Source organism: Bradyrhizobium canariense (assembly GCF_018130465.1).
In the GTDB taxonomy this organism is placed as follows: Bacteria; Pseudomonadota; Alphaproteobacteria; order Rhizobiales; family Xanthobacteraceae; genus Bradyrhizobium; species Bradyrhizobium canariense_C.
The window spans coordinates 318,646-341,835 of record NZ_JAFCKJ010000008.1 but is presented as its reverse complement, the minus strand read 5'-3'; the positions used below and the strand labels follow the sequence as shown (position 1 = coordinate 341,835).

Sequence of the window (23,190 nt, the reverse complement as noted above, 5' to 3'; positions counted from 1 at the left end):
TGATCCGATCTCGACGATTTTCGAGCACTTCGAGCATAGATCATCCTCGCCTCCGATGCGAAGTTCATCTCGCAACGAACTGGATGGAACACCTATGACAGGCATCGCAGGCAAGGTCATCGCCATCACTGGCGCGAGCAGCGGAATTGGCGAAGCCACCGCCCGGCATCTCGCGGAACGTGGCGCCATCGTGATCCTCGGCGCACGGCGTTCCGACAGGCTGGAGATGCTGGCCGCGAGCATCGCGTCCAAGGGCGGAAAGGCGTCGTATCTCGTCACCGACGTCAGGCAGCGCGAGGATGTTGCCAGGCTCGTCGGACTCGCAACGGACCGATGCGGAAAGCTGGACGTCATGATCAACAATGCCGGGATTGCCCCGATTTCCCGTCTTGACGATCTGAGAGTCGACGACTGGGACGATATGATCGACGTGAACGTGAAAGGCGTGCTCTACGGAATCGCCGCGGCCCTTCCCGTCTTCCGTCGTCAGGGCTTTGGCCACTTTGTCAACACCTTGTCGACCGCCGGCATCAAGATCGTTCCGACAATGGCTGTCTACGCTGGATCGAAGAATGCCGTCAGAGCGATTTCCGAAGGACTTCGTCAGGAGGCCGGCCCGTCGCTTCGGCTGACGACCATCTCCCCCGGTTATGTCGATACCGAGCTTCCATCCTCCATGACGGATTCCGCGCTACGGGAGCAGGGGCAGGCGAGCATGAAGGCACTGGCCATTCCGGCGAGCGCTATCGCAGAAGCCATCGCTTTCGCGATAGCTCAACCAGATAGCGTGGATGTCGGCGAGATCGTCGTTCGCCCGACTGCTCAGGCATGAACGTGTCGATCAAGCGAGGTTGGGCCGGCGCGGCCGGTCCCTCCCCCGGGTCACGCGCCGTCGCAGATCACGAAGATTTATTTGGGTTGATGAGGAATTTTTCGCCGGTGGCGCGTTTGGCATAGACTGCGATGTTGGCCGGATCGAGCGCCTCGGAAAGCGACACCACCTTGGTGTAGTGGCTGGCAAACGTGGTCTTCAGTTCGTCGACGACGCGCTGGCGCAGCTTGGCCCCGTCCGCCTGCCCGATCTTCATCAGGAACGGAAACAGCAGCCAGCCGCCGACGCCCCAGGCCATGCCGAAGCCACGCGGCAGCTCGATCGGGCGGATATCGAGTCCGCCGTAAACGTAGACCTGCTTGTGCACGTTGGAGCCGTAGCGGCTGTATTCCTTCGCGGTCTTGTTGATCGCGGCTTCCATGCAGTTGAGGATGTCGCCGGCGAGCTTGCCGCCGCCGATGGCGTCGAAGGCGATGGTGGCGCCGGTCTCGACCAGCGCGTTGGTGAGATCGCCGAGGAAGCTCGGCGCGGTGGAATCGACGACGTATTTGGCGCCGATCTTGTGCAGGATGTCGGCCTGCTCCTTGCTGCGCACGATATTGACCAGCGGGATGCCGTCCTTGATGCAGATCTTGTTCAGCATCTGCCCGAGATTGGAGGCGGCCGCAGTGTGCACCAGCGCCTTGTGACCCTCGCGCCGCATGGTCTCGGTCATGCCGAGCGCCGTGAGCGGATTGACGAAGCAGGAGGCACCTTCGGCCGGCGTCGTGCCTTCCGGCAGCGGCAGGCACTCGCGCACTTTCAACGTACGATATTGCGCATACATCGCGCCGCCGATCATGGCGACGGTCTTGCCCATCAGCGCCTTCGCGGCATCCGACGAGCCGGTCCTGATCACGACTCCCGCGCCTTCGTTGCCGACCGGCATGGACTCGTCGAGCCGCGCGGCCATCGACCGCATCGCGCCTTCCGGCACCTTCGCGGTGATGACGGGAGCGCCCTTGTCGCCCGAAGCCTTTGCCGTGCTCATATCGGCCGCGCCGATCAGGAGCCCGAGGTCGGACGGGTTGATCGGCGCCGCCTCGACGCGGACGACGACCTCGTCCGCGGCGGGTTCGGGGGTCGGCACGTCGAGAAGCGAGATCTCGAGCTCGCCGCTCTTCTTGATCAGCGAACGCAATTGCAGGCCGGTGTTGCCGTCGCTCATGTCGATCCTCCCCTGTCCTTGTTGAGGCGCAGGCTTATGCCAGCGCCTTCAGTGCCGCCTTGCCGCCGTAGAGCGCCTGCTTGCCGAGCTGCTGCTCGATGCGCAGGAGCTGGTTGTATTTGGCGGTGCGATCGGAACGCGCAAGGGAGCCGGTCTTGATCTGACCGCAATTGGTGGCAACCGCGAGGTCGGCGATGGTGGAATCCTCGGTCTCGCCGGAGCGGTGCGACATCACGGAGGTGTAGCCGGCCTTGTGCGCCATCTCGACGGCGGCGAGCGTCTCGGTCAGCGTGCCGATCTGGTTGACCTTGATCAGGATCGAGTTGGCCCGTCCGGCCTTGATGCCTTCGGCGAGGCGCTTGACGTTGGTGACGAAGAGATCGTCGCCGACCAGCTGGCACTTCTTGCCGACGAGGTCGGTCAGCTCCTTCCAGCCGTCCATGTCGTCTTCCGACATGCCGTCTTCGATGGTGACGATCGGATAGCGCGAGACGAGATCGGCAAGGTACTTGGCCTGCTCGGAGATCGAGCGGGTCTTGCCCTCGCCTTCGTAGACGTATTTGCCGTCCTTGAAGAACTCGGTCGAGGCGCAGTCGAGGCCGATGACGATGTCGGAGCCCGCCTTGTAGCCGGCCTTGCCGATCGCGTTCATGACGAATTCGAGCGCAGCGTCCGCGGACGGCAGGTTCGGGGCAAAGCCGCCCTCGTCGCCGACATTGGTGTTGTGGCCGGCCTTCTTCAGCTCCGACTTCAGGGTATGGAAGACTTCGGCGCCGTAGCGCAGGCCCTCGGCAAAGGAGGACGCGCCGACCGGCAGGATCATGAACTCCTGGAAGTCGATCGGGTTGTCGGCGTGCATGCCGCCATTGATGATGTTCATCATCGGCACCGGCAGCAGCCGCGCCGAGGTGCCGCCGACGTAACGGTAGAGCGGCATGTCGAGCGAGTTCGCGGCCGCCTTGGCGCAGGCGAGCGACACGCCGAGGATGGCGTTGGCGCCCAGCCGGCTTTTGTTCGGCGTGCCGTCGAGGTCGATCATGATCTGGTCGAGCTGGGCCTGCTGCTCGACATCGAGGCCGCTCAGGGCCTCGAAGATCTCGCCGTTGACGGCGCCGACCGCCTTGGTGACGCCCTTGCCGAGATAGCGGGCCTTGTCGCCGTCGCGCAGTTCCACCGCCTCGTGGGCGCCGGTGGAGGCGCCGGACGGCACGGCAGCACGGCCGAGCGCGCCATCTTCCAGCACGACGTCGACCTCGACGGTGGGGTTGCCACGGCTATCGAGAATTTCGCGGCCGATGATGTCGATGATGGCGGTCATGATGTGCACTTCCGTTCGTTAGGGCTGATCGGTGCCGCGGGTCTTACACGGAGCGCAAGCAAATGTGAACGCTTGGACGGCGTGCTTCGACTGACGCGTGAAGCGTCCAGGACTAAGCTTGACGGCAGCTGGTTCGCGCGCCCAACCTCAATCTGAAACAGTCGGGGTAACGCCATGAATCGCCGCCGGTTTCTTGCCTCGAGTGCCGCCCTCCTCGCGGCCCGCCCAAGTTTTGCGCAGGAAGGCCCGTTCCGGACAAAATACTACCCCATCAGCTCCGGCATCGGACTGCACGACCTCGCTCCCGCCCCTGATGGCACAGTCTGGTTTACGGCCCAGGGCAAGGGCCTGCTCGGCAGGCTCGATCCGAAGGATGGCAGCTATAAGACGGTCAGCCTCGGCCAGGGTGCTGCCCCGCACGGCGTGACCATCGGCCCCGATGGCGCGCCCTGGATCACCGAGGGCGGACAGAATGCGATCGCCCGCGTCGACCCTTCCGACCTCAAGGTCACGCTGTTCCGCGTGCCCGAAAAGTTCGCCTACGCCAATCTCAATACCGGCGTGTTCGACAAGGACGGCACCTACTGGTTCACCGGACAGTCCGGCTATTACGGCCGCCTCAAGCCGAAATCGGGCGGGATGGACGTGTTCAGGGCGCCCAAGGGCGTCGGCCCCTACGGTATCACCGTCACGCCCAAGGGCGACGTCTGGTATGCCTCGCTTGCCGGCAGCTATATTGCCAGGATCGATCTGGCGACGGGCAGCGCCAGTGTGGTCGAGCCGCCGACGCCGGGCCAGGGTTCGCGACGGGTCTGGTCGGATTCGACAAGCCGGATCTGGGTCAGCGAGTGGAACAGCGGCCACGTCTCGGTGCACGATCCCGCGGAAGCCTCCTGGAAGACCTGGAAGCTGCCCGGCGAACGTCCCCGCACCTACGCAGTCTATGTCGACGATAAGGACAAGGTCTGGCTGACCGATTTCTCCGCCAACGCCATCGTCCGCTTCGATCCCGCCACCGAGCGCTTCAACGTGTTCGCCAGCGACAAGGCCAATGCCAATGTGCGCCAGCTCGACGGGAGGCCGGGCGAGCTCTGGGGCTGCGAGTCCGGCAACGACCGGATCGTCATGATCCAGACGGTCGCCGCCGGTTGACGACAGCGGCATTTGCGTCCATCCCGGCACGCGAAACAGGATGTGACGACAATGGCGAAGAAATCCCTTCAGCTCGGCCGCGCGGTCGAATGGCCGCACACGCCGGAAGAAGCCCAGCTTGACCGCGTGCCGAATCCGCAAAAGGGCACGGACTATCTGGTACGCTTCACCGTGCCGGAATTCACCTCGCTCTGCCCGGTCACGGGACAACCGGATTTCGCACATCTGATGATCGACTACGCACCGGCTGCGTGGCTGCTGGAGTCGAAGTCGCTCAAACTCTACATCGCGAGCTTCCGCAATCACGGCGCCTTCCACGAGGACTGCACCGTGATGATCGGCAAGCGCATCGCGAGCGAGATCAAGCCGAAATTCTTGCGCATCGGCGGCTACTGGTATCCGCGCGGCGGCATTCCGATCGACGTGTTCTGGCAGACCGGAAGGGCGCCGAAGGGCCTCTGGGTGCCCGAGCAAGGCGTCGCGCCCTATCGCGGGCGGGGCTAGCCGCTTGTGTCCCGGACGCGGAGCAGCGTGAAACGCCGCTCCAGACCTCAGCGCGCGTCGGACGGTGCCCGCTGCTTGAGCAGCCGGGCGCAGACGAAGCCCAGCGCGACCATGATCGCGGCGCTCGCGAACAGGGTCGGCATCTTGCCGCCATGCTGGAGGCCAAGGCCATAGGCGAGCGGCCCGACCGTCTGCCCCATGAAGAAGAAGAACGAATGCAGCGACAACGCGGTCGCACGTGCCTCGACCGAGAGCTCGCTGGCAAACATCTGAAGACAGCCATGGGCGATGTAGAAGCCCCATCCCATCACGATGAGATTGAGCGCCTGCACCTCCCAGCGTAGGCCGAAGGCGACGACAACGAGCTGCGAGGCCACCAGTGTCATGCCCGCGATCATCATTCGCTTCATGCCCAGCCATGGCAGCAGGCGCGACACTGTCAGCGTGTAGAACAGGCCGCCGACCGCAAAGCCCGCGATGACGAGACCGGCGATCGAGAGCGAGGTCTGACCGAGCTCGAACAGGAACGAAGCGATGTAGGGAAACAGGCCGAGCACGCAGCAGCCTTCGATGAACACCGCCGAATAACAGACATAGGCGTTCGGGTTGGTGAAGATGGTGCGATAGCCGGCCTTCAGCGCCGACAGGCTCGTCTTCGGCGGATGCTTGACCTTGGCGCCACGAAAACCGGCGGCGACCGCGATCGATGCAACGATCACGAGAACGCCGAGCACCGCCAGCACGCCGCGCCAGCCGAGGAAATCGCCGATCAGGCCGGAAGCCGAGGCGCCGAGGAGATTGCCGGTCATCGCGCCGGCGAGCGTGCGGCTGATCGCGACCTGGCGTTTCTCCGGACCGACGAGATCGCTGGTCAGGCTGAGCGCCACCGGAAACACGCCTCCGGAGCCAATGCCGGCGAGGATACGGGTCGCGAACAGAACCGAGAACGAGGTCGAGAGCGCCCCCAGGATGTTGGCAAGGCCGAGCAGCGCGAGGCAGCCGATCATCAGCCGCGTCTTGCCGAACAGATCGGCGGCGGCGCCGACGATCGGCTGGATGATCGAGAAGGTGAAGGCGAACACCGCGGCAAAGCCGGCAGCGGTCGCGATGCTGACGCCAAAATCCTCGGCGACGTGCGGCAGCACCGGATCGAGCGCGCGCGCAGAGAGCGCTGCGGCGAAGCTTGCACCGGAGATGACGTAGAGCGCGGCCGGCAGGCCGTGATCGTGCGGCCGCGCCTCGCTTTGCTGCATCAGCGCGGGTCGGCTTTGGTAGAATCTTTGGCGAGCGCGTCGAACGCCATCAGCTTCCGGATCAGCCCTTCGAACTCGCGCAGCGGCACCATGTTGGGTCCGTCGGACGGCGCGCTGTCGGGGTCGGGATGGGTCTCGATGAAGACGCCGGCAACGCCGACAGCCACGGCAGCGCGTGCGAGCATCGGCACGAATTCGCGCTCGCCTCCGGAAGACGTCCCCTTCCCGCCCGGCTGTTGCACCGAATGAGTCGCGTCGAAGATCACCGGTGCGCCGGTGGTACGCGCCAGGATCGGCAATGCGCGCATGTCGGAGACCAGCGTGTTGTAGCCGAAGGAGACGCCGCGCTCGGTGACGAGCACGTTGGGATTGTTCGCGCTCGTGATCTTGGACACGACGTTCGCCATGTCCCAAGGCGCGAGGAATTGGCCCTTCTTGACGTTGACGACCTTGCCGGTCGCGGCGGCCGCCAGCAGCAGATCGGTCTGCCGACACAGGAAGGCGGGGATCTGCAACACGTCCACCGCCTGCGCTACCTCGGCGCACTGCGCAGCGTCATGCACGTCGGTCAGGACCGGCAGGCCGAGCGACGATTGGATTTCAGCGAAGATCGGCAGCGACTGGGCAAGCCCGAGGCCACGCGCAGCCGAGGCGCTGGTGCGATTGGCCTTGTCGAACGAGGTTTTGTAGACAAGGCCGATCTGCAGCCGCGCGGCGATCTCCTTCAGCGCGGAGGCCACCTCCAGCGCATGCTGGCGGCTTTCGAGCTGACACGGCCCGGCAATGATCGAGATCGGCAGATCATTGCCGAATTTGACCTTGCCAATGGTGACGACCGGCGCCGCTGATGTCGAAGAGCTCAAGGCAAATCCCTCGTTTCGGCGCGACCATAGCCGCGATGAAGGGCGGATCAACCCGATTCGGCCTGGGCTTCCAGAATATCAGGGTTGCGCCCAAGCTCCCCGCGACGCCCTCGCGCCGGCAGCCTCTACTTCACCGCCGAGAAGGCGGTCGGCGTCAGCAGCTGGCTGACGATGTTGCCGACGATCTGGCCGTCCGCCTCGCTCTCAGCGCGCCCTTTCATCCAGTCCGGATCGGTCATGAAGGCGGCCCACTTCTTCTCGCGCTCGGCGAGTGACTCCCAGGCCAGGAAATAGGTCAGCTCCTGGTTGGATTCGCCGATCAGCGTCGTGAAGAACCCGGCCTGCTTGATGCCGTGCTTTTCCCACACCTTCAGCGTGACGGTCTCGAACCGCTTGAGCAGTGCCGGCAGGCGGCCGGGCACGCAGCGATAGATGCGCATTTCGTAGATCATTATCGTTCCTCCCTGATCAAGTCCGGCGGTTATAACGGCTGGCCCTGACGGTGTCTTGAGGCCGCTCGGCCGCCCCCTGTGGCGTTCCGCGCATGGCTAGGGCCCGCTCAAAGTCGGGTCCTCGAGAGCCGGTTCCCGCAATGCTGCCGCAATGATACGGCCGCTAGATTGGCGTGATTGAGGTTGAGGTGCGGATCATGCGGATTTTGCTCGTCGAGGACGAGGCCGAGATGGCCGACGCGCTGGCGTCAGCGCTGAAGCGCTACGACATGGTGGTGGACCATGCCCCCACGCTCGCCGAGGCGGAAGAGGCCATTTCTGCCGACGTCCACGCCGCCGTCCTGCTCGATCGCCAGCTTCCCGATGGCGACGGTCTCACCCTGATCCCGAAACTCAGGGCGCGCGCCGACGGCGTGCCGATCATCGTGTTGACGGCGCGCGGCGAACTCGCCGACCGGGTCGCCGGACTAGACTGCGGGGCGGATGATTATCTGGCAAAACCGTTCGCGGTGGAGGAATTGCTGGCGCGGCTGCGCGCCGTGCTGCGCCGGCCCGCCGGGCTGCAGCCCGACATCATGCATGCCGGCCGCCTCGCCTTCGATTTCGGCCATCGCGAGGCAAGCATCGACGGGGCTCCGCTCGAGCTGCCGCGGCGCGAGCTCCTCGTGCTGGAAGCCCTGGTCCGTCGCATGGGCCGGACCGTGCTGCGCTCCGCGCTGGAAGAAGCCGTCTACAGTTTCGACGACGAGATCCAATCGAATGCGCTCGATACGCACGTGTCGCGGCTGCGCCGCAAGCTCTCAGAAGCCGATGCCCGCGTGGAGATCCACGGCATCCGCGGCGTCGGCTATCTGCTGAAGAAGCTGCCATGAGCAAGCACGACGATCCCTATTGCCTGCGCTCACGGCTGAGCTGGCGCCTGCTGTCGCTCCAGGCGGCGCTGCTCACCGCGCTCGTTGCCGTCGTCGTCGGGGCATTGTGCGCGTCGGGCTTCGTGATCGCCGATCGCGACGAAGATCGCGTGATCGACATCGTCCAGCACGCGCTCGCGCGCGATACGCAAGGCAACCTGACCCTGCGATCGACGACCGAGCTGAAGCAATTGCGCGGCGAGACCCCCGACCTCTGGTTCCTGGTCCGCGACAGGCAAGGACATTCGGTCAGCGAAGGCGCCGTGCCGGCCGAATTCGCCGCGATCGGCAGCGGCCTCGATCAGATCAGCCAGGCGCGGCTCGGCTGGCAGCTGTTCGAGGACGATCCGCGCAAGCCCCCGGCGCGACTGAAGCGGGTCGATACCGACGCCGGCAATGTGCAAATCATCACGGCGACGCAGGGCAGACTCACCGGCGCCAAGGCGCTGTTCATGACATCGCTTGCATTGCTCGGCATCGCCCTGCCCGGCCTGCTCCTCATGGGAACGGCGACGTTCATCGCCACACCGATGATCGTACGGCGCGCCTTCAAGGGACTCGACACCACGGCGGACCAGGCGCGGCGCATCGACATCCACCAACGCGGCGCGCGGCTGTCGCTGGACCGGATTCCGCTGGAGGTCGTGCCGCTCGTGACCGCGGTCAACGACGCGCTGGCGCGACTCGACCAGGGCTATGCCCGCCACAAGCGCTTCGTCGCCGATGCCGCCCACGAGTTGCGTACACCGATTGCGATCCTGAACACGCGGCTGGAGTCGCTTCCGCCAGGGCCGGACAAGACCCGGCTGCTGGAGGATTCCGCGCGGCTGGCAACGCTTGCTGAGCAGTTGCTGGACATTCAGCGGCTCGACCGCTGCGGTCATCCCTTCACGCGCGTCGACCTCGTTGCCATCGCGCAAAGCGCGGCCGCGGATCTTGCACCGCTGGCGATTGCCGCCGGCTACGAGCTGGCGCTCGATGCTCCCGCCACGCCGATCGAAACGATCGGCGATGCGGCGGCGCTGGAGCGCGCGCTGACCAACCTCGTGCAGAATGCGATCCAGCACGGCCCTCGCCGCGGCACCATCGGCATTCGTGTCAGCAGGCCCGCGAGCATCGAGGTCACAGACGAAGGCGCCGGCATTCCGGCCGATCAGCGCGACGCGATTTTCGAGCCGTTCTACCGGCTGACGCCGCTCGATCGCGGTGCCGGCCTCGGCCTCAACATGGTGCGCGAGATCGTGCTCCTGCATGGCGGCGACATCTCGGTCGCGGACGGAGCGATCGGCGGCGCGTGCTTCAGGATGACGCTGCCGCCAATCCGGGAGAATTGACGCAATCGACATGCGGCACGCAATGCTGTCGCAATGCACTCAAGCGATGGTTCGGCCGCCTCACTTCTGACCTGCGAGGCGCAACCAAGATGCCGGAGTGCGCATGCCCAACGACTTCCTCTCGTTCTTCCTGTCATGGATGGCGGCCCCGCGTCGCGTCGGCGCGATCGCGCCGTCAGGCGCGGCGCTCGCCGATCTCATCACCCGCGAGATCACTGCATCGACCGGCCCTGTTCTCGAGCTCGGCCCCGGCACCGGCGCGTTCACCTACAAGCTGCTCAAACGCGGCGTGCGCCAGCAGGACCTCACGCTGATCGAATACGGCTCCGACTTCATGAAGCTGCTCCAGATGCGCTTTCCCAACGCGCGCGTGTTGTGGATGGATGCGGGGCGGCTGGCCACGGAGCGCCTCTATGACGGCGCGCCCGTCGGCGCGGTCGTGAGCGGCCTGCCGCTGCTCAACATGTCGACACGCAAGGTCATCTCGATCGTCGGCGGCGCGTTCAGTCATGTCCGACCCGGCGGCGCCTTCTACCAGTTCACCTACGGCATGAGTTGCCCGATCGCGCGGCCCGTGCTCGACCGGCTGGGCTTGCGCGCAAAGCTGGTGGACCGTGCCCTGCTGAACGTGCCGCCGGCCGCCGTCTACAAGCTGACGCGACGGCCGCAGATGAAGCTCGTCACGGGATCGCTTGCGCCTGATACGTCAATGCCGGCCGCGCCGGAGCAGATGCATCACGCACGCGACTACATCGCGGCGCGCTGAGCCGATTACACCAGCCGGCTCTGCACCATCGCCGCCCGGATGAACGACGCGAACAGCGGATGCGGCTCGAAGGGGCGTGACTTCAGTTCGGGATGGAACTGGACGCCGATGAACCAGGGGTGATCCTCGTACTCGACGATCTCCGGCAGCACGCCGTCGGGCGACAGGCCCGAGAATTTCAGCCCGTGCTGTTCGAGGCGATCCTTGTAGGCGGTGTTGACCTCGTAGCGATGGCGGTGGCGCTCGGAAATCTCGGTCGCGCCGCCATAGACCTCCGAGACGCGGCTGCCGCGATTGAGCGCCGCGGGATAGGCACCCAAGCGCATCGTGCCGCCGAGATCGCCGGCATTGGTGCGCTTCTCGAGCTCGTTGCCGCGCAGCCATTCCGTCATCAGGCCGACCAGGGGCTCCTTGGTCGGGCCGAACTCGGTGGAGTTGGCCTCCTCGATCCCGACGAGATTCCGAGCGGCCTCGATCACCGCCATCTGCATGCCGAAGCAGATGCCGAAATACGGCACGTCGCGCTCCCGCGCGAACTGCGCCGCGCGGATCTTGCCTTCGGCGCCGCGCTGGCCGAAGCCGCCGGGCACCAGAATGCCGTTGACGTGCTCGAGGAACGGCGCGGGATCTTCCTTCTCGAATATCTCGCTTTCGATCCAGTCGAGATTGACCTTCACCTTGTTGGCGATGCCGCCATGCGAGAGCGCCTCGATCAGCGACTTATACGCATCCTTCATGCCGGTATATTTGCCGACGATGGCGATGGTGACGTTGCCCTCGGGATTGCGGATGCGCTCGTTGATCTGCTGCCAGCTCCGCAGCTCCGGCGGAATCCGCGAGCCGATGCCGAAGGCGGCAAGCACTTCGTCGTCGAGGCCTGCGGCATGGTAAGCCTGAGGGACAGCGTAGATGCTGTCGGCGTCGCGCGCCTCGATGACGGCGCTCTCGCGCACGTTACAGAACAGCCCGAGCTTGCGCCGTTCCTCCTTCGGGATCTCGCGATCGGTACGGCAGAGCAGGATGTCCGGCTGGATGCCGATCGAGCGCAGCTCCTTGACGGAGTGCTGCGTCGGCTTTGTCTTCAGCTCACCGGCGCTCGGGATGTAAGGCAGCAGCGTCAGATGAATGTAGATGGCGTGATCGCGCGGCAGCTCGTTCTTGAGCTGGCGGATCGCCTCGAAGAACGGCAGGCCCTCGATGTCGCCGACGGTGCCGCCGATCTCGACCAGCACGAAGTCGTAATCGTCGTTGCCGTCGAGGACGAAGTCCTTGATGGCGTTGGTGACATGCGGAACCACCTGGATGGTCGCGCCGAGATAATCGCCGCGCCGTTCCTTGGAGATGATGTCCTGGTAGATGCGCCCGGTCGTGATGTTGTCGGCCTTGGTCGCAGGCCGCCCGGTGAAGCGCTCATAGTGACCGAGATCGAGGTCGGTCTCCGCGCCGTCATCGGTCACGAACACTTCGCCGTGCTGATACGGCGACATCGTTCCGGGATCGAGGTTGAGATAGGGATCGAGCTTGCGGAGGCGGACCTTGTAGCCCCGGGCTTGCAACAGGGCACCGAGTGCCGCTGAAGCCAGACCTTTGCCGAGCGAAGAGACCACGCCGCCGGTGATGAATATGTACCGCGCCATGGGGCTTAACCTCTAATCCCTCGAATTCGATTCGCCAAAGCGATTCGTATTCCGCCCCAAAGATTTTGCGGGCCTGTGGGTGAGCCAAAACTAAGAGTGGTGACAGAGCCTTGATGGGGATTGTTGACGCAGGACGGTAGAAGCCGCCCTGCATGGCCCCCCTGCTTTATTGCGAACGCGGTACCTGCGGGCCGCTCGGTGCCGGAGCCTGCTGCTGCTCGTCGGCCTTCTTCAGCGAATCCAGGATGCCGCCCGAGGTCGGCGGCGCGATCGGCCCGCCTCCGGCCGGCTGGCTCTGCGACGCCGGCGCGCCGATGATCGACGACGGCTTGCGGTCGTAACCGGCATACCAGGACAGGAACAGGCTGGTGAGGAAGAAGCCGACGGCCAGGATCGCGGTGGTCCGCGTCAGAAGGTTCGCGGTGCCGCGGCTCGACATGAAGCCTGCGCCACCTCCCATGCCGAGGCCCCCGCCTTCCGACTTCTGGAGCAGGACGGCGCCGATCATGACGGTGACGATCATGAGGTGAATGACGATGACAACAGTCTGCATAGTGTCCTTCCGTCACAAGCCGACAGCGCCGAGACGGCGGCCAATCGTGCTTCGCGGGTTTTCCTGAAGTTGCGCGGTGTTACACGATCGGACGGGGCATTGCCACCCCCGATCAGCTCCGGACCAATGGTTTGAATGAGCTAGGAGCAGCCCACCCTAGTTAGGACAGCCCTTGGCAATCGCAAGGAATTCGGCCGCCTTCAGGCTGGCTCCGCCGACCAGCGCGCCATTGACGTTCTTCACGGCCATCAGCTCGGCCGCGTTCGAGGGCTTGACCGAGCCGCCATAGAGAATGCGCATTTTGGCGCCGTCGGCTTTGAACCTGGAGGTCAGGAATTCCCGGATAAAGCCATGAATCTGCTCGACATCCTGGGACGTGGGGGTCAGGCCGGTACCGATCGCCCAGACCGGCTCATAGGCCACGACCAGGTTGGCGGCGGTCGAGCCGTCCGGCAGCGAGCCGTTGAGCTGGCCGCGCAGGATATCCAGGGTCTGGCCGGCATCGCGCTGCGCTTGCGTCTCGCCGATGCAGACGATCGCCGCCACCCCGGCGCGCCAGGCGGCCTCAGCCTTCTGCCGGATCAGGGCATCGCCCTCGCCATGGTCGGCGCGGCGCTCGGAATGGCCGACGATGATGGCGGTCGCACCCGCATCCACCAGCATTTCGGCGGCGAGATCGCCAGTATGGGCGCCGGAGGCCTTGGGGTGGCAATCCTGGGCCCCCACCGCGACCTTCTTGCCGCGTGCCTTCTCGGCAAAGGCTGCGATCAGGGTCGCCGGCGGGCAAACCAGCAGGTCGGCTTTGCCGGCCACCTCTGCCGCACCATTGAGCATGGCGTCGAATTCGGCAGTCGAGGCCTTCAGGCCGTTCATTTTCCAGTTGCCGGCGATCAGGGGGCGGATGGCATCGGTCATGTCAAATTCCAGCAAAATTCGGTTTGTGCATGCGCTAGCAGAGGTCCCGCGGCAGTTCCAGAGACCAGGGGCTTTTAACCGCAGGGATCGAAAGCCTGCCGGACCTGAGGTTGCGGGGGGAAAGCCACCACTTTATGATGATTGATCAATTTGGTGACGCGCTTTTGCGGAATCTGCATTAAGACGCGCTCCCGTTCCCCTCCTGCCAAACAAGTTGGACCAAATGCTTCGAGGAATGCGCAAGGCCTCATCAAACTGGCTCGGCAAGACCATCATGGCCGTTGTGATGGGCGTGCTGATCATCAGTTTCGGCGTTTGGGGCATTGCCGACATCTTCAAGGGCTTTGGGCAATCCACCGTGGCCAAGGTCGGCCGCACCGAGATTTCGTTGAACGAGTTCCGCCAGATCTACACCGATCGCCTCCAGCAGATCAGCCGCCAGTTCGGCCGTCCGCTGTCGCCTGACCAGGCGCGCGCCTTCGGCCTCGACCGTCAGGTGCTCCAGCAGACGATCGCGGAAGCCGCTCTCGACGAAGAGGCGCGCCGGCTCGGCCTCGGCCAGTCCGACGACCAGATCCGCCAGCTCATCATGAACGACCCGAACTTCAAGGGCGTCGGCGGCAGCTTCGATCCGAACCGCTTCCAGTCCGTGATCCGCAATTTCGGCTATACCGAGCAGCGCTACGTCTCCGAGCAGCGCAAGGTCTCGCTGCGCCGGCAGATCACCGGCACGGTCGGTGCCGGCCTCGAGCCGCCGAAGGCGATGCTCGACGTGCTGACGCGCTTCCAGAACGAGCAGCGCGCCATTGAATTCGTCAGGCTCGACGCAGCCCAGGCAGGCACCATCGACGCGGCCTCGCCCGAGGCGCTCGCGGCCTATTTCGAGGATCACAAGGTCCAGTTCCGCGCACCCGAATATCGCAAGATCGCGTTCGTCGTGGTCTCGCCGGAGGAGATCGGAAAGTGGAGCGAGGTGTCGGACGACGACGCCAGGAAGATGTTCGACCAGCGCAAGGACCGGCTCGGCACGCCGGAGAAGCGCCAGATCCAGCAGATCGTATTCCCCAACGCCGCCGAGGCGCAGACCGCACGCGAGCGGCTCACCAGCGGGACGTCGTTCGAGGATCTCGGCAAGGAGCGCGGCCTGAGCGCATCCGACGTCGATCTCGGGCTCGTGACCAAGTCTTCGCTCGATCCGGCGACCGGCGATGCCGTCTTCGCGCTTCCCGCGGGTGAGATCAGCCAGCCGATCCAGGGCCGTCTCGGCACGTCGATCGTCAAGGTCGACAAGATCGAGCCGGGCACCGAGGCGAACTACGCGAGCCTTGCCGGCGACATCAAGCGCGAGATCGCGACCGAGCGCGCGCGTGTCAAGGTCGCCGATCTCCGCGACAAGATGGAAGACGAGCGCGGTGGAGGTGCCAGCGTGATCGACGCGGCGCAGAAGCTCGGCCTCACCGCCGTGACCATCGACGCCGTCGACCGTTCCGGCCGCGCCCCGAGCGGCCAGCCGGTCTCCAACATTCCGCAGGGCCTCGACGTGGTGTCGCAGGCCTTCAACACCGATGTCGGCGTCGACAACGACTCGATCTCCTTCAAGGGCGGCTATGTCTGGTACGACGTGCTCGCCATCACGCCCTCGCGCGACCGCAATCTCGACGAGGTTCGCGACCAGGTCGAGGCGCGCTGGCGGCAGGACCAGATCGCGACCAAGCTGAAGGCCAAGGCGACCGAGATCGTGCAGAAGCTCGAATCTGGCGGCAAGCTCGCCGACGAAGCCGCCGCGGTCGGCGCCAAGGTCGAGACCGCCACCGGCTTCAAGCGCGACGACTCGCCCGCCAGCGTGCCCGCAACCGTCGTGTCGGCAGCCTTCCGCATCGCCAAGGACGGCGTCGGGCAGTCGCCGGTGACCGGCGGCACCGAGGTGATCGTGTTCCGTGTCACCGAGATCGTCGATCCCACGGTCGACGCCGCTTCCGAGGCGGTCAAGAAGCTGAAGGACAGTATCGACCGCGCGCAGACCGAGGAGCAGGTCGCTTCCTACGTCAACAAGCTTGAAACCGACATCGGGACCACCATTAATCAGGCCGCCTTCGCGCAGGTGACCGGCGCGAACCAGTGAGTTGAAAGCACGCGATGGACGACCTGAAATCGATCATTGGAAAAGTGGCGACCGGCGCCAGCCTGTCGCGTGACGAAGCGGCTTCCGCCTTCGACGCCATGATGTCCGGCGAGGCTACGCCCTCGCAAATGGGCGGCCTCCTGATGGCGCTGCGGGTGCGCGGCGAGACCGTGGACGAGATCACCGGCGCTGTCTCGGCCATGCGTTCCAAGATGCTCACGGTCGATGCGCCCGCGGACGCCGTCGACATTGTCGGCACCGGCGGCGACGGCTCCGGCTCCGTCAATGTCTCGACCTGCGCCTCCTTCATCGTTTCAGGCGCCGGTTTGCCGGTGGCCAAGCACGGCAACCGCGCGCTGTCGTCGCGCTCGGGCGCCGCCGACGTGCTGGCTTCGCTCGGGGTGAAGATCGATCTGAGGCCGGAGCAGGTCGGCCGCTGCGTGCGCGAATGCGGCATCGGCTTCATGTTCGCCCCCGCCCATCACCCCGCCATGAAGAACGTCGGCCCGACCCGGGTCGAGCTTGCGACACGCACGATCTTCAATCTGCTCGGCCCCTTGTCCAATCCGGCCGGCGTGAAGCGGCAGATGGTCGGCGTGTTCTCCCGGCAATGGGTGCAGCCGCTGGCGCAAGTGCTCAAGAACCTCGGCTCCGAATCGGCCTGGGTCGTGCACGGCTCCGATGGCCTCGACGAGATCACCCTCACCGGCCCGACCTTCGTCTCCGCGCTCCACAATGGCGAGATCCGGAATTTCGAGGTGACGCCGGAGGACGCGGGCCTGCCGCGCTGCGAGGCCGGTGCACTCAAAGGCGGCGACGCCGACGCAAACGCCATCGCCTTGCAGAGCGTGCTCGAAGGCAAGCCGAGCCCCTACCGTGACGTCGCGCTGATCAACGCCGCTGCCGCATTGGTCGTGGCCGGGCGTGCCAGGGACCTCAAGGAAGGTGTCGTGATCGGCGCAAAATCACTCGACAGCGGCGCGGCGAGCGCGCGGCTGAAACACCTGATCGCGGTCTCGAACGGCTGAGCCTGACATGTCGGACATCTTGACCAAGATCGAAGCCTACAAGCGCGAGGAAATCGCTGCGGCCAAACGCGCGCAGCCGCTGTCGGCGGTGGAGGCGAAGGCCAAGGCTCAAGCGGCACCGCGCGGCTTCGTGCGCGCGATCAAGGCCAAGCACGCCAATGGCGACTACGCGCTGATCGCGGAGGTCAAGAAGGCCTCGCCGTCAAAGGGCCTGATCCGCGCCGATTTCGATCCGCCGCTGCTCGCCAGGGCCTATGAGGCCGGCGGCGCTGCCTGCCTGTCGGTGCTGACGGACACGCCCTCGTTCCAGGGCCATCTCGACTTCATGGTGGCGGCCCGCGCGGCGACGTCACTGCCGGTGCTGCGCAAGGATTTCATGTTCGACACTTATCAGGTGGCGGAGGCCCGCGCGCACGGCGCCGACTGCATCCTGATCATCATGGCGGCGCTCGATGATGCCGCGGCAAGAGACCTCGAGGACGCCGCCATCGCCTATGGCATGGACGTGCTGATCGAGATCCACGACCGCGCCGAGCTTGACCGCGCGCTGAAGCTGCGCTCGCCGATGATCGGCGTCAACAATCGCAATTTGCGCACCTTCGAAACCACGCTTGCGACCAGCGAAACATTGGCGCCGCTGATCCCCGGCGACCGGCTGATGGTCGGCGAGAGCGGCATCTTCACGCCTGCCGATCTCGCCAGGCTCGAGCGCGTCGGCATGTCGACCTTCCTGGTCGGCGAGAGCCTGATGCGGCAAGCCGACGTTACCGCTGCGACGCGCACGCTGCTGGCGCGCGAGACGACGGCGCGCGCGACAGGCACGCGTTGACATGGCCCGCAAGCCGACCACTACGAAACCAGCCAAGACCAAGACCGGCCCTGCCCTCACCCATATCGGCGCCTCCGGCGAGGCGCGGATGGTTGACGTGTCGGACAAGCCCGCGAGCGAACGGCTCGCGGTCGCGGAAGGACGCGTCGTCATGACCAGGGCGACGCTTGACCTGATCGTGTCCGGCAACGCCAAGAAGGGCGACGTGCTCGGCACCGCCCGCATCGCCGGCATCATGGCCGCCAAGCGCACCTCGGAGCTGATCCCGCTCTGCCATCCGCTCGCGCTGTCGAAGGTGACTGTCGAGATCGAGCCCGACGCAAAACTGCCGGGCTGCCTCGTCCGCGCCAGCGTGAAGGTCACGGGCCCGACCGGCGTCGAGATGGAAGCGCTCACCGCCGTCTCGGTCGCCTGCCTCACCATCTACGACATGATCAAGGCGGTGGAACGCGGCGTGCGCATCGAAGGCATCCATCTGGTCGAGAAGGTCGGTGGCAAGTCCGGCCATTACCGCGCCTGATTGCGCGGTTACTTCAGCGACGCGCTGATCGACGCGAATTTTGTATTGAGCTTGCTGCCAAGGCCGTTCACCACGGTGATGATCGCAAGCGCGATGCCGGCGGCAATCAGGCCGTACTCGATCGCGGTTGCTCCGGTTTCGTCGGCGAGAAAATTCTTCAAAGTATTCTTCATGATCGTATCCTCTCTGCGTCGTTGCGGAGACGCTCGCAATTCGTGTGCCAATGCGGACTTGAGGATCGCCAGCACCTTAGATGGTTAAGCTTCGATTGATCGTCGCGACGGTCGGCAGAATTGTCCGGCCGCGCGGAAGCTTCCGGCAATTCCTGCACCTCTCGCGGCCCGCACATTGATTGCTTTTGTGAGTGTCCATTCACGGCGCGTTAACCCAGCTTCCTAACTTTGCCTCCACTCCGTTCCCGTAAACCAACGGATGTTTCCGGGGCCAAGGATTGACCCTGACGTGTGCACGACAATGATCGATCATGATGACGAGATTCGGCAGTCGCCTTTTTGACCAGGCCTTCGTGCGCAGCGGACCGATCCGCTGGCTGGTGGTGGGCGGCACGTTGCTGATCGCTGCGATCGCCGTCGGCGCGACGCTGATGGCGCAGAACTTCCGCGAACGTGCGCTGCGCAGCTCCGGCCGCGAACTCGAAAACACCGTGCTGATGCTGGCTCATCATTTCGACCAGCAATTGCAGGATTTCGCGGTCATCCAGAAGGATTTCGTCGACCACGTTCGCACGAACGGCATCACCAGTGCAGCGGACTATCGCAAACGCCTCTCCGGCCAGGACCTCCACCGGATGCTGCGTTCGAAGATCGAGGCACTGCCCTACATGGGCGGCGTCAATGTCATCGATGCCGAAGGCAATGTGATCAATTCGTCGACGGCATGGCCGGCCCCGAAAGTGAACGTTGCCGATCGCGCCTATTTCCGGACCTTCCGGTACGATCCCAATGCTCCCGACGTCCTGATCGAACCACTTTACAGTCGTATATCCGGCGCCTGGACCATCCTGATCGTGCGCAAGATCGTCGGACCGAACGGCGAATTCATGGGTGTGGTCGGACGCGGCATCGAGCCGGCAAGCTTCGAGAAGTTCTTCGAGTCCGTCGTGCTCGGCGACGGCGCGACGATCTCGATGCTGCACCGGGACGGCACGCTGCTCGCCCGTTATCCCCATTCCGGCGAATTGATGGGGCGGAATTTCAAGAACGGTCCGTTCGCGCATCAAAGGGTCTTCGGGCTCGACCATTTTGCCGGCCGCTTCATGAGCCCCGTCGACGGCGAGGACCGGCTGATTTCCTCGCACGCCCTGCCTCACTTCCCGATCCTGATGATGGCCACCACGACACGCGCGGCGGCCCTGACGGACTGGCGCGAGCAGATCGGCATCCTGATCTCGGTTGCCGCCTCTTCCGCGCTCGCCATCGCGGGCGTGCTGATCGCGATCGTGCGCAAGCTCCTGGAGCAGCATCGCCTTTCGCGGGAACGGCTGACGCTGGAAAAGCAGCGCCTCGACCGCGCCGTCAACAACATGACCCAGGGCCTGCTGCTGTTCGACGCCTCGCAGCAACTCGTGATCTGCAATCAGCGCTACATCGAGATGTACGGGCTGTCGGCCGACATCGTAAGACCCGGCTGCAGCTTCCACGACATCATTACGCACCGCAGAGCCACCGGCTCGTTCACCGGCGATCTGGACGCGTACGTCGCGCGGGTCCTGCGCGACATCCATGTGCGCAATTCCATGGTGGTCGAGACCTCCGACGGTCGCTCGATCCAGATCCTCAACGAACCGCTCGCGGACGGCGGCTGGGTGGCGACGCATGAGGACATCACGGAGCGCCGGCGTATCGAGGAGCGCATCACCCATCTCGCTCATTACGACGCGCTGACCGACCTGCCCAACCGCACCATGTTCCACGAGCATCTGCGCCAGGAACTCAATCTCGTCGCCCGGGGCGAACAACTCGCGGTGCACTACATCGACATCGACGAGTTCAAGGGCGTCAACGACGCGCTCGGGCATCTCGTCGGGGACGAACTCCTGAAGTCGGTCGCGCAGAGCCTCCACCGGTGTGCGGGTCCGGCGGATTTCGTGGCGCGGCTCGGCGGCGACGAATTTGCCATCGTACAGAGCGCGGTGACATCGCTGGATCAGGTCAACGAGCTCGTCGCGCGGCTGTTCGAGGCCATCCGCGCGCCGTTCGACTGCATGGGCCATCATCTTGCCGCCGACGCCAGCATCGGCATCGCGCTGGCGCCGGAACATGGAACGGCGCTGGACCAGATCCTGAAGAACGCGGACATGGCGATGTACGCCGCCAAAGCCGCCGGACGCCGCACCTATCGCTTTTTCGAGCCGGAGATGGACGCCAAGATCCACGAGCGGCGGCAACTCGAGATCGACCTGCGCCACGCCATCGCCCATGGCGGTCTCGATGTGTATTACCAGCCTTGCCTGAGCCTGAAGGACGACCGCATCACCGGCTGCGAGGCGCTGGTGCGCTGGCGCCATCCCGAGCGCGGCATGGTCTCGCCGGCCGAGTTCATTCCGATCGCCGAGGACACCGGCCTGATCAACGAGATCGGCGAATGGGTGCTGGCGACCGCCTGCCGGGACGCGGCGAACTGGCCCGACGACATCCGCCTCGCCGTCAACGTCTCGCCGGTGCAGTTCAAGAGCGGCACGCTGGCGCTGAAGATCATGGCGGCGCTCGCCGCCTCCAATTTGCCGGCGAGCCGGCTCGAGCTCGAGATCACCGAGGCGGTGCTGATCCGCGACGACGACGCCGCGCTTGCGATCCTGCATCAACTCCGCGCCATCGGCGTGCGCATTGCGCTCGACGATTTCGGCACCGGCTACTCCTCGCTGAGCTATCTGCACCGCTTCCCGTTCGACAAGATCAAGATCGACCGCTGCTTCGTCAGCGACATCGCCGGCCCCGACGGCTCCGCCAGCATCGTGCAGGCCGTCGTCAATCTCGCGGCCGCCCGCCGCATGACCACCACGGCCGAGGGCGTCGAGACCGAGGAGCAGCAGCGGCTGCTGCGCGCACTCGGCTGCTCCGAGATGCAGGGCTATCTGTTCAGCGCCGCGAAGCCCGCCGACAAGATGCTGGAGCTGTTTGCAGCTCATCGCAGCCGTCTCGCCCAGCGCAATGGCGAGGAAGGCCGCCGCCGCGAGGCAAGCTAGGGCTAGGATCCGCCCGTCCAGCTTGACGGTGAATGCAATTGCTGGAGTTGCAGCTCCATCCCCGCGACGAGGTGCTGGTCGAGCGCGATCGTGCCTGGCGCTGGGCCGAGCGCGATGGCTGCTACCGAGGTGGGACAGCGTCCCCAAAACGAATTCGCCCGGGAGCGGTCCTCCGCTCCCGGGCGATTGTCTGGACGCCGCAAGATTTAGTTCGGCACCGCAGCCTTCGGCGCCGGCTTGGCGGCGACCGCATTCGCGGTCTGACCGTGCAGGAAGTCGTAGGCCGTATGCAGGGCCTTGTCGTCTTTCGCTTCCGGCGGGACATAGGACTGCGATCCGGTCTGCTCGGTGCCATCGGCCGCCTGGAGATGGCCGCGCATCTGGGACTCCGCCATGGTGTCCATCCGGCCCTTCAGCTCGGGCGGCACGTCCTGGAGGATCTCGATGTCGGGCGCGATGCCCTGGGCCTGGATCGAGCGGCCCGACGGCGTGTAGTAGCGCGCCGTGGTCAGCGCCAACGCACCATTTCCGGCGCCGAGCGGGATGATGGTCTGCACCGAGCCCTTGCCGAACGAACGCGTGCCGATGATGGTCGCGCGCTTGTGATCGTGCAATGCGCCGGCCACGATCTCGGAGGCCGAAGCCGAGCCGCCGTTGACCAGAACCACCAGCGGCTTGCCCTTGGTGAGGTCGCCGCCATGCGCGGTGAAGCGCTGGGTCTCCTCGGCATTGCGGCCGCGGGTCGAGACGACCTCGCCGCGCTGCAGGAAAGCGCTCGACACCGACACGGCCTGGTCGAGCAGGCCGCCCGGATTATTGCGCAGGTCCATCACGTAGCCGACCAGCTTCTCCGGCGGAACGTCCTTCGAGATCGATGCGATCGCCTTCTTCAGGCCATCGGTGGTCTGCTCGTTGAACGAGCTGACGCGGATATACCCGATATCGCCGTTCTCGACGTGGAAGCGCACCGGGCGCACGTGGATGATCTCGCGCTTGATCGCGACGTCGAGCGGGGCGTCGGCCCCCTTGCGCACGATCGTGAGCTTGGTCTGGGTCTCGACCGGCCCCTTCATCTTGTTGACGGCCTGCTCGAGGGTCATGCCCTGCACGGCATCGCCGTCGATCTTGCTGATGAGGTCGCCCGACATGATGCCGGCCTTGGACGCCGGCGTGTCGTCGATCGGCGAGACGACCTTGACCAGGCCCTCCTCCATCGTGACCTCGATGCCGAGCCCGCCGAACTCGCCGGAGGTGGTCTCCTGCATCTCGGTCCAGGCCTTGTCGTTCATGTAGCGCGAGTGCGGATCGAGCGAGGTCACCATGCCGGTGATCGCGCCTTCGATCAGCTTGGCATTGTCAGGCTTCTCGACATAGCTCGCCTTCACCCGCTCGAACACTTCGCCGAACAAGTTGAGCCGGGAATAGGCGTCATCCGCGCTCGCTGCCGCCCGTGCTGCCCATATGCCGCCGTGCGGACTGGCTACCAGAAGGGTCAGACACGCTCCAGTGAGCGCGCCCAGTGGAAACAGCAGGGTTTTCCGCATGGATAGGCTGGCCTTTTTGCTTCGCGGTTCGATGGGGCTGGGGAGCCGCCATGCAAATGGCGATCCAGCCTGTTTCTCACAATACCATTCTGGTTTCTTCAAGGCCGGGATGCCACGCCGGCGGGTCCACCGTAAAAATCCCTTCGTCCGGGCCTAAACATTTGGCAACGTTGCAGGACCGGTTCGCGCGCAGCGGGGGTCGGCTGGCCGGCTCACGCCTCGCAGCCATGCGATTTTAGGATGGT

General features: G+C 65.1%; 21 protein-coding genes. 11 read left to right on the top strand and 10 right to left on the bottom strand.

The window, feature by feature from the left end; genetic code table 11:
- The first annotated feature begins 94 nt into the window (after positions 1-94).
- The gene (locus JQ591_RS22640; protein WP_211398181.1) at positions 95-832 is read left to right on the top strand and encodes an SDR family oxidoreductase; all 738 of its coding nucleotides are present in this window, start codon (positions 95-97) and stop codon (positions 830-832) included.
- A 67-nt stretch (positions 833-899) separates the two neighbouring features.
- Here the strand turns inward: JQ591_RS22640 and JQ591_RS22635 are convergent, their stop codons facing one another.
- Both JQ591_RS22635 and eno read right to left on the bottom strand, forming a co-directional pair.
- Entirely contained in the window at positions 900-2,039 is a 1,140-nt protein-coding gene (locus JQ591_RS22635) for a zinc-binding dehydrogenase (protein ID WP_211398180.1), read from the bottom strand.
- 34 nt (positions 2,040-2,073) lie between these two features.
- Positions 2,074-3,357 (bottom strand): phosphopyruvate hydratase, encoded by a 1,284-nt coding sequence (eno, locus tag JQ591_RS22630; RefSeq protein WP_007590612.1) that lies wholly within the window; start codon positions 3,355-3,357, stop codon positions 2,074-2,076.
- A gap of 174 nt (positions 3,358-3,531) precedes the next feature.
- On the opposite strand from eno, the gene JQ591_RS22625 reads away from it, so the two are divergent.
- On the top strand, positions 3,532-4,509 hold the full coding sequence (locus tag JQ591_RS22625) for a Vgb family protein (protein WP_211398179.1): 978 nt from the start codon (positions 3,532-3,534) through the stop codon (positions 4,507-4,509).
- A gap of 51 nt (positions 4,510-4,560) precedes the next feature.
- Entirely contained in the window at positions 4,561-5,013 is a 453-nt protein-coding gene (gene queF / locus JQ591_RS22620; protein WP_211398178.1) for a preQ(1) synthase, read from the top strand.
- A gap of 47 nt (positions 5,014-5,060) precedes the next feature.
- On the opposite strand, the gene JQ591_RS22615 is transcribed toward queF, so the two are convergent.
- The 3 genes from JQ591_RS22615 to JQ591_RS22605 form a co-directional block, all read right to left on the bottom strand.
- Positions 5,061-6,266, bottom strand: coding sequence for an MFS transporter (locus JQ591_RS22615; RefSeq protein ID WP_211398177.1), 1,206 nt, complete (start codon positions 6,264-6,266; stop codon positions 5,061-5,063).
- A complete protein-coding gene (kdsA, locus tag JQ591_RS22610) occupies positions 6,266-7,129 on the bottom strand; it encodes a 3-deoxy-8-phosphooctulonate synthase (RefSeq protein ID WP_211398176.1) in 864 nt (287 codons plus the stop codon). Before kdsA ends, JQ591_RS22615 begins: the two co-directional genes overlap by 1 nt.
- A 125-nt stretch (positions 7,130-7,254) precedes the next feature.
- Positions 7,255-7,581 carry an NIPSNAP family protein gene (locus tag JQ591_RS22605; protein ID WP_211398175.1) on the bottom strand — a complete coding sequence of 109 codons (327 nt, stop codon included), beginning with the start codon at positions 7,579-7,581 and terminating at the stop codon, positions 7,255-7,257.
- 197 nt (positions 7,582-7,778) lie between these two features.
- Between JQ591_RS22605 and JQ591_RS22600 the strand changes: the two genes are divergently transcribed.
- The 3 genes from JQ591_RS22600 to JQ591_RS22590 all read left to right on the top strand — a co-directional run bounded on the left by JQ591_RS22600 (position 7,779) and on the right by JQ591_RS22590 (position 10,592).
- Positions 7,779-8,453 (top strand): response regulator transcription factor, encoded by a 675-nt coding sequence (locus JQ591_RS22600; RefSeq protein ID WP_027518155.1) that lies wholly within the window; start codon positions 7,779-7,781, stop codon positions 8,451-8,453.
- Positions 8,450-9,826 (top strand): sensor histidine kinase, encoded by a 1,377-nt coding sequence (locus JQ591_RS22595; RefSeq protein WP_211398174.1) that lies wholly within the window; start codon positions 8,450-8,452, stop codon positions 9,824-9,826. The genes JQ591_RS22600 and JQ591_RS22595 overlap by 4 nt, the downstream gene beginning before the upstream one ends.
- A 103-nt stretch (positions 9,827-9,929) precedes the next feature.
- Positions 9,930-10,592: a class I SAM-dependent methyltransferase gene (locus JQ591_RS22590; RefSeq protein WP_211398173.1), complete on the top strand. Its 663-nt coding sequence runs from the start codon at positions 9,930-9,932 to the stop codon at positions 10,590-10,592.
- A gap of 5 nt (positions 10,593-10,597) precedes the next feature.
- Here the strand turns inward: JQ591_RS22590 and JQ591_RS22585 are convergent, their stop codons facing one another.
- From JQ591_RS22585 to tpiA, 3 genes are all read right to left on the bottom strand, one after another.
- Entirely contained in the window at positions 10,598-12,229 is a 1,632-nt protein-coding gene (locus JQ591_RS22585) for a CTP synthase (protein WP_007590604.1), read from the bottom strand.
- Between the two features lie 166 nt (positions 12,230-12,395).
- Complete coding sequence (gene secG / locus JQ591_RS22580; RefSeq protein ID WP_211398172.1) at positions 12,396-12,782, bottom strand: preprotein translocase subunit SecG; 387 nt, start codon at positions 12,780-12,782, stop codon at positions 12,396-12,398.
- A 156-nt stretch (positions 12,783-12,938) separates the two neighbouring features.
- On the bottom strand, positions 12,939-13,697 hold the full coding sequence (gene tpiA / locus JQ591_RS22575) for a triose-phosphate isomerase (protein WP_211398171.1): 759 nt from the start codon (positions 13,695-13,697) through the stop codon (positions 12,939-12,941).
- 223 nt (positions 13,698-13,920) lie between these two features.
- Here tpiA and JQ591_RS22570 point away from each other — a divergent pair, with 223 nt between their 5' ends.
- The 4 genes from JQ591_RS22570 to moaC are packed head-to-tail and all read left to right on the top strand — an operon-like array spanning position 13,921 to position 18,196.
- Entirely contained in the window at positions 13,921-15,819 is a 1,899-nt protein-coding gene (locus JQ591_RS22570; protein WP_211398170.1) for a peptidylprolyl isomerase, read from the top strand.
- A gap of 14 nt (positions 15,820-15,833) precedes the next feature.
- Positions 15,834-16,847 (top strand): anthranilate phosphoribosyltransferase, encoded by a 1,014-nt coding sequence (gene trpD, locus JQ591_RS22565; RefSeq protein ID WP_211398169.1) that lies wholly within the window; start codon positions 15,834-15,836, stop codon positions 16,845-16,847.
- Positions 16,848-16,854: 7 nt separating this feature from the next.
- Entirely contained in the window at positions 16,855-17,676 is an 822-nt protein-coding gene (gene trpC / locus JQ591_RS22560; RefSeq protein WP_211398168.1) for an indole-3-glycerol phosphate synthase TrpC, read from the top strand.
- Position 17,677: 1 nt separating this feature from the next.
- Positions 17,678-18,196 carry a cyclic pyranopterin monophosphate synthase MoaC gene (gene moaC / locus JQ591_RS22555; RefSeq protein WP_211398167.1) on the top strand — a complete coding sequence of 173 codons (519 nt, stop codon included), beginning with the start codon at positions 17,678-17,680 and terminating at the stop codon, positions 18,194-18,196.
- A gap of 8 nt (positions 18,197-18,204) precedes the next feature.
- On the opposite strand, the gene JQ591_RS22550 is transcribed toward moaC, so the two are convergent.
- On the bottom strand, positions 18,205-18,369 hold the full coding sequence (locus JQ591_RS22550; protein WP_211398166.1) for a Flp family type IVb pilin: 165 nt from the start codon (positions 18,367-18,369) through the stop codon (positions 18,205-18,207).
- Between the two features lie 311 nt (positions 18,370-18,680).
- Here JQ591_RS22550 and JQ591_RS22545 point away from each other — a divergent pair, with 311 nt between their 5' ends.
- Positions 18,681-21,401 carry a bifunctional diguanylate cyclase/phosphodiesterase gene (locus tag JQ591_RS22545; RefSeq protein WP_211398165.1) on the top strand — a complete coding sequence of 907 codons (2,721 nt, stop codon included), beginning with the start codon at positions 18,681-18,683 and terminating at the stop codon, positions 21,399-21,401.
- Between the two features lie 206 nt (positions 21,402-21,607).
- On the opposite strand, the gene JQ591_RS22540 is transcribed toward JQ591_RS22545, so the two are convergent.
- Positions 21,608-22,945 (bottom strand): S41 family peptidase, encoded by a 1,338-nt coding sequence (locus JQ591_RS22540; RefSeq protein WP_211398164.1) that lies wholly within the window; start codon positions 22,943-22,945, stop codon positions 21,608-21,610.
- Positions 22,946-23,190: the final 245 nt, after the last annotated feature.

Bases quoted from the DNA above. Each gene is read 5' to 3' on its own strand.
- JQ591_RS22640 (WP_211398181.1), top strand. From the start codon at position 95: ATGACAGGCATCGCAGGCAAGGTCATCGCCATCACTGGCGCGAGCAGC.
- JQ591_RS22635 (WP_211398180.1), bottom strand. From the start codon at position 2,039: ATGAGCGACGGCAACACCGGCCTGCAATTGCGTTCGCTGATCAAGAAG.
- eno (WP_007590612.1), bottom strand. From the start codon at position 3,357: ATGACCGCCATCATCGACATCATCGGCCGCGAAATTCTCGATAGCCGT.
- JQ591_RS22625 (WP_211398179.1), top strand. From the start codon at position 3,532: ATGAATCGCCGCCGGTTTCTTGCCTCGAGTGCCGCCCTCCTCGCGGCC.
- queF (WP_211398178.1), top strand. From the start codon at position 4,561: ATGGCGAAGAAATCCCTTCAGCTCGGCCGCGCGGTCGAATGGCCGCAC.
- JQ591_RS22615 (WP_211398177.1), bottom strand. From the start codon at position 6,266: ATGCAGCAAAGCGAGGCGCGGCCGCACGATCACGGCCTGCCGGCCGCG.
- JQ591_RS22605 (WP_211398175.1), bottom strand. From the start codon at position 7,581: ATGATCTACGAAATGCGCATCTATCGCTGCGTGCCCGGCCGCCTGCCG.
- JQ591_RS22600 (WP_027518155.1), top strand. From the start codon at position 7,779: ATGCGGATTTTGCTCGTCGAGGACGAGGCCGAGATGGCCGACGCGCTG.
- JQ591_RS22595 (WP_211398174.1), top strand. From the start codon at position 8,450: ATGAGCAAGCACGACGATCCCTATTGCCTGCGCTCACGGCTGAGCTGG.
- JQ591_RS22590 (WP_211398173.1), top strand. From the start codon at position 9,930: ATGCCCAACGACTTCCTCTCGTTCTTCCTGTCATGGATGGCGGCCCCG.
- JQ591_RS22585 (WP_007590604.1), bottom strand. From the start codon at position 12,229: ATGGCGCGGTACATATTCATCACCGGCGGCGTGGTCTCTTCGCTCGGC.
- secG (WP_211398172.1), bottom strand. From the start codon at position 12,782: ATGCAGACTGTTGTCATCGTCATTCACCTCATGATCGTCACCGTCATG.
- tpiA (WP_211398171.1), bottom strand. From the start codon at position 13,697: ATGACCGATGCCATCCGCCCCCTGATCGCCGGCAACTGGAAAATGAAC.
- JQ591_RS22570 (WP_211398170.1), top strand. From the start codon at position 13,921: ATGCTTCGAGGAATGCGCAAGGCCTCATCAAACTGGCTCGGCAAGACC.
- trpD (WP_211398169.1), top strand. From the start codon at position 15,834: ATGGACGACCTGAAATCGATCATTGGAAAAGTGGCGACCGGCGCCAGC.
- trpC (WP_211398168.1), top strand. From the start codon at position 16,855: ATGTCGGACATCTTGACCAAGATCGAAGCCTACAAGCGCGAGGAAATC.
- moaC (WP_211398167.1), top strand. From the start codon at position 17,678: ATGGCCCGCAAGCCGACCACTACGAAACCAGCCAAGACCAAGACCGGC.
- JQ591_RS22550 (WP_211398166.1), bottom strand. From the start codon at position 18,369: ATGAAGAATACTTTGAAGAATTTTCTCGCCGACGAAACCGGAGCAACC.
- JQ591_RS22545 (WP_211398165.1), top strand. From the start codon at position 18,681: ATGATGACGAGATTCGGCAGTCGCCTTTTTGACCAGGCCTTCGTGCGC.
- JQ591_RS22540 (WP_211398164.1), bottom strand. From the start codon at position 22,945: ATGCGGAAAACCCTGCTGTTTCCACTGGGCGCGCTCACTGGAGCGTGT.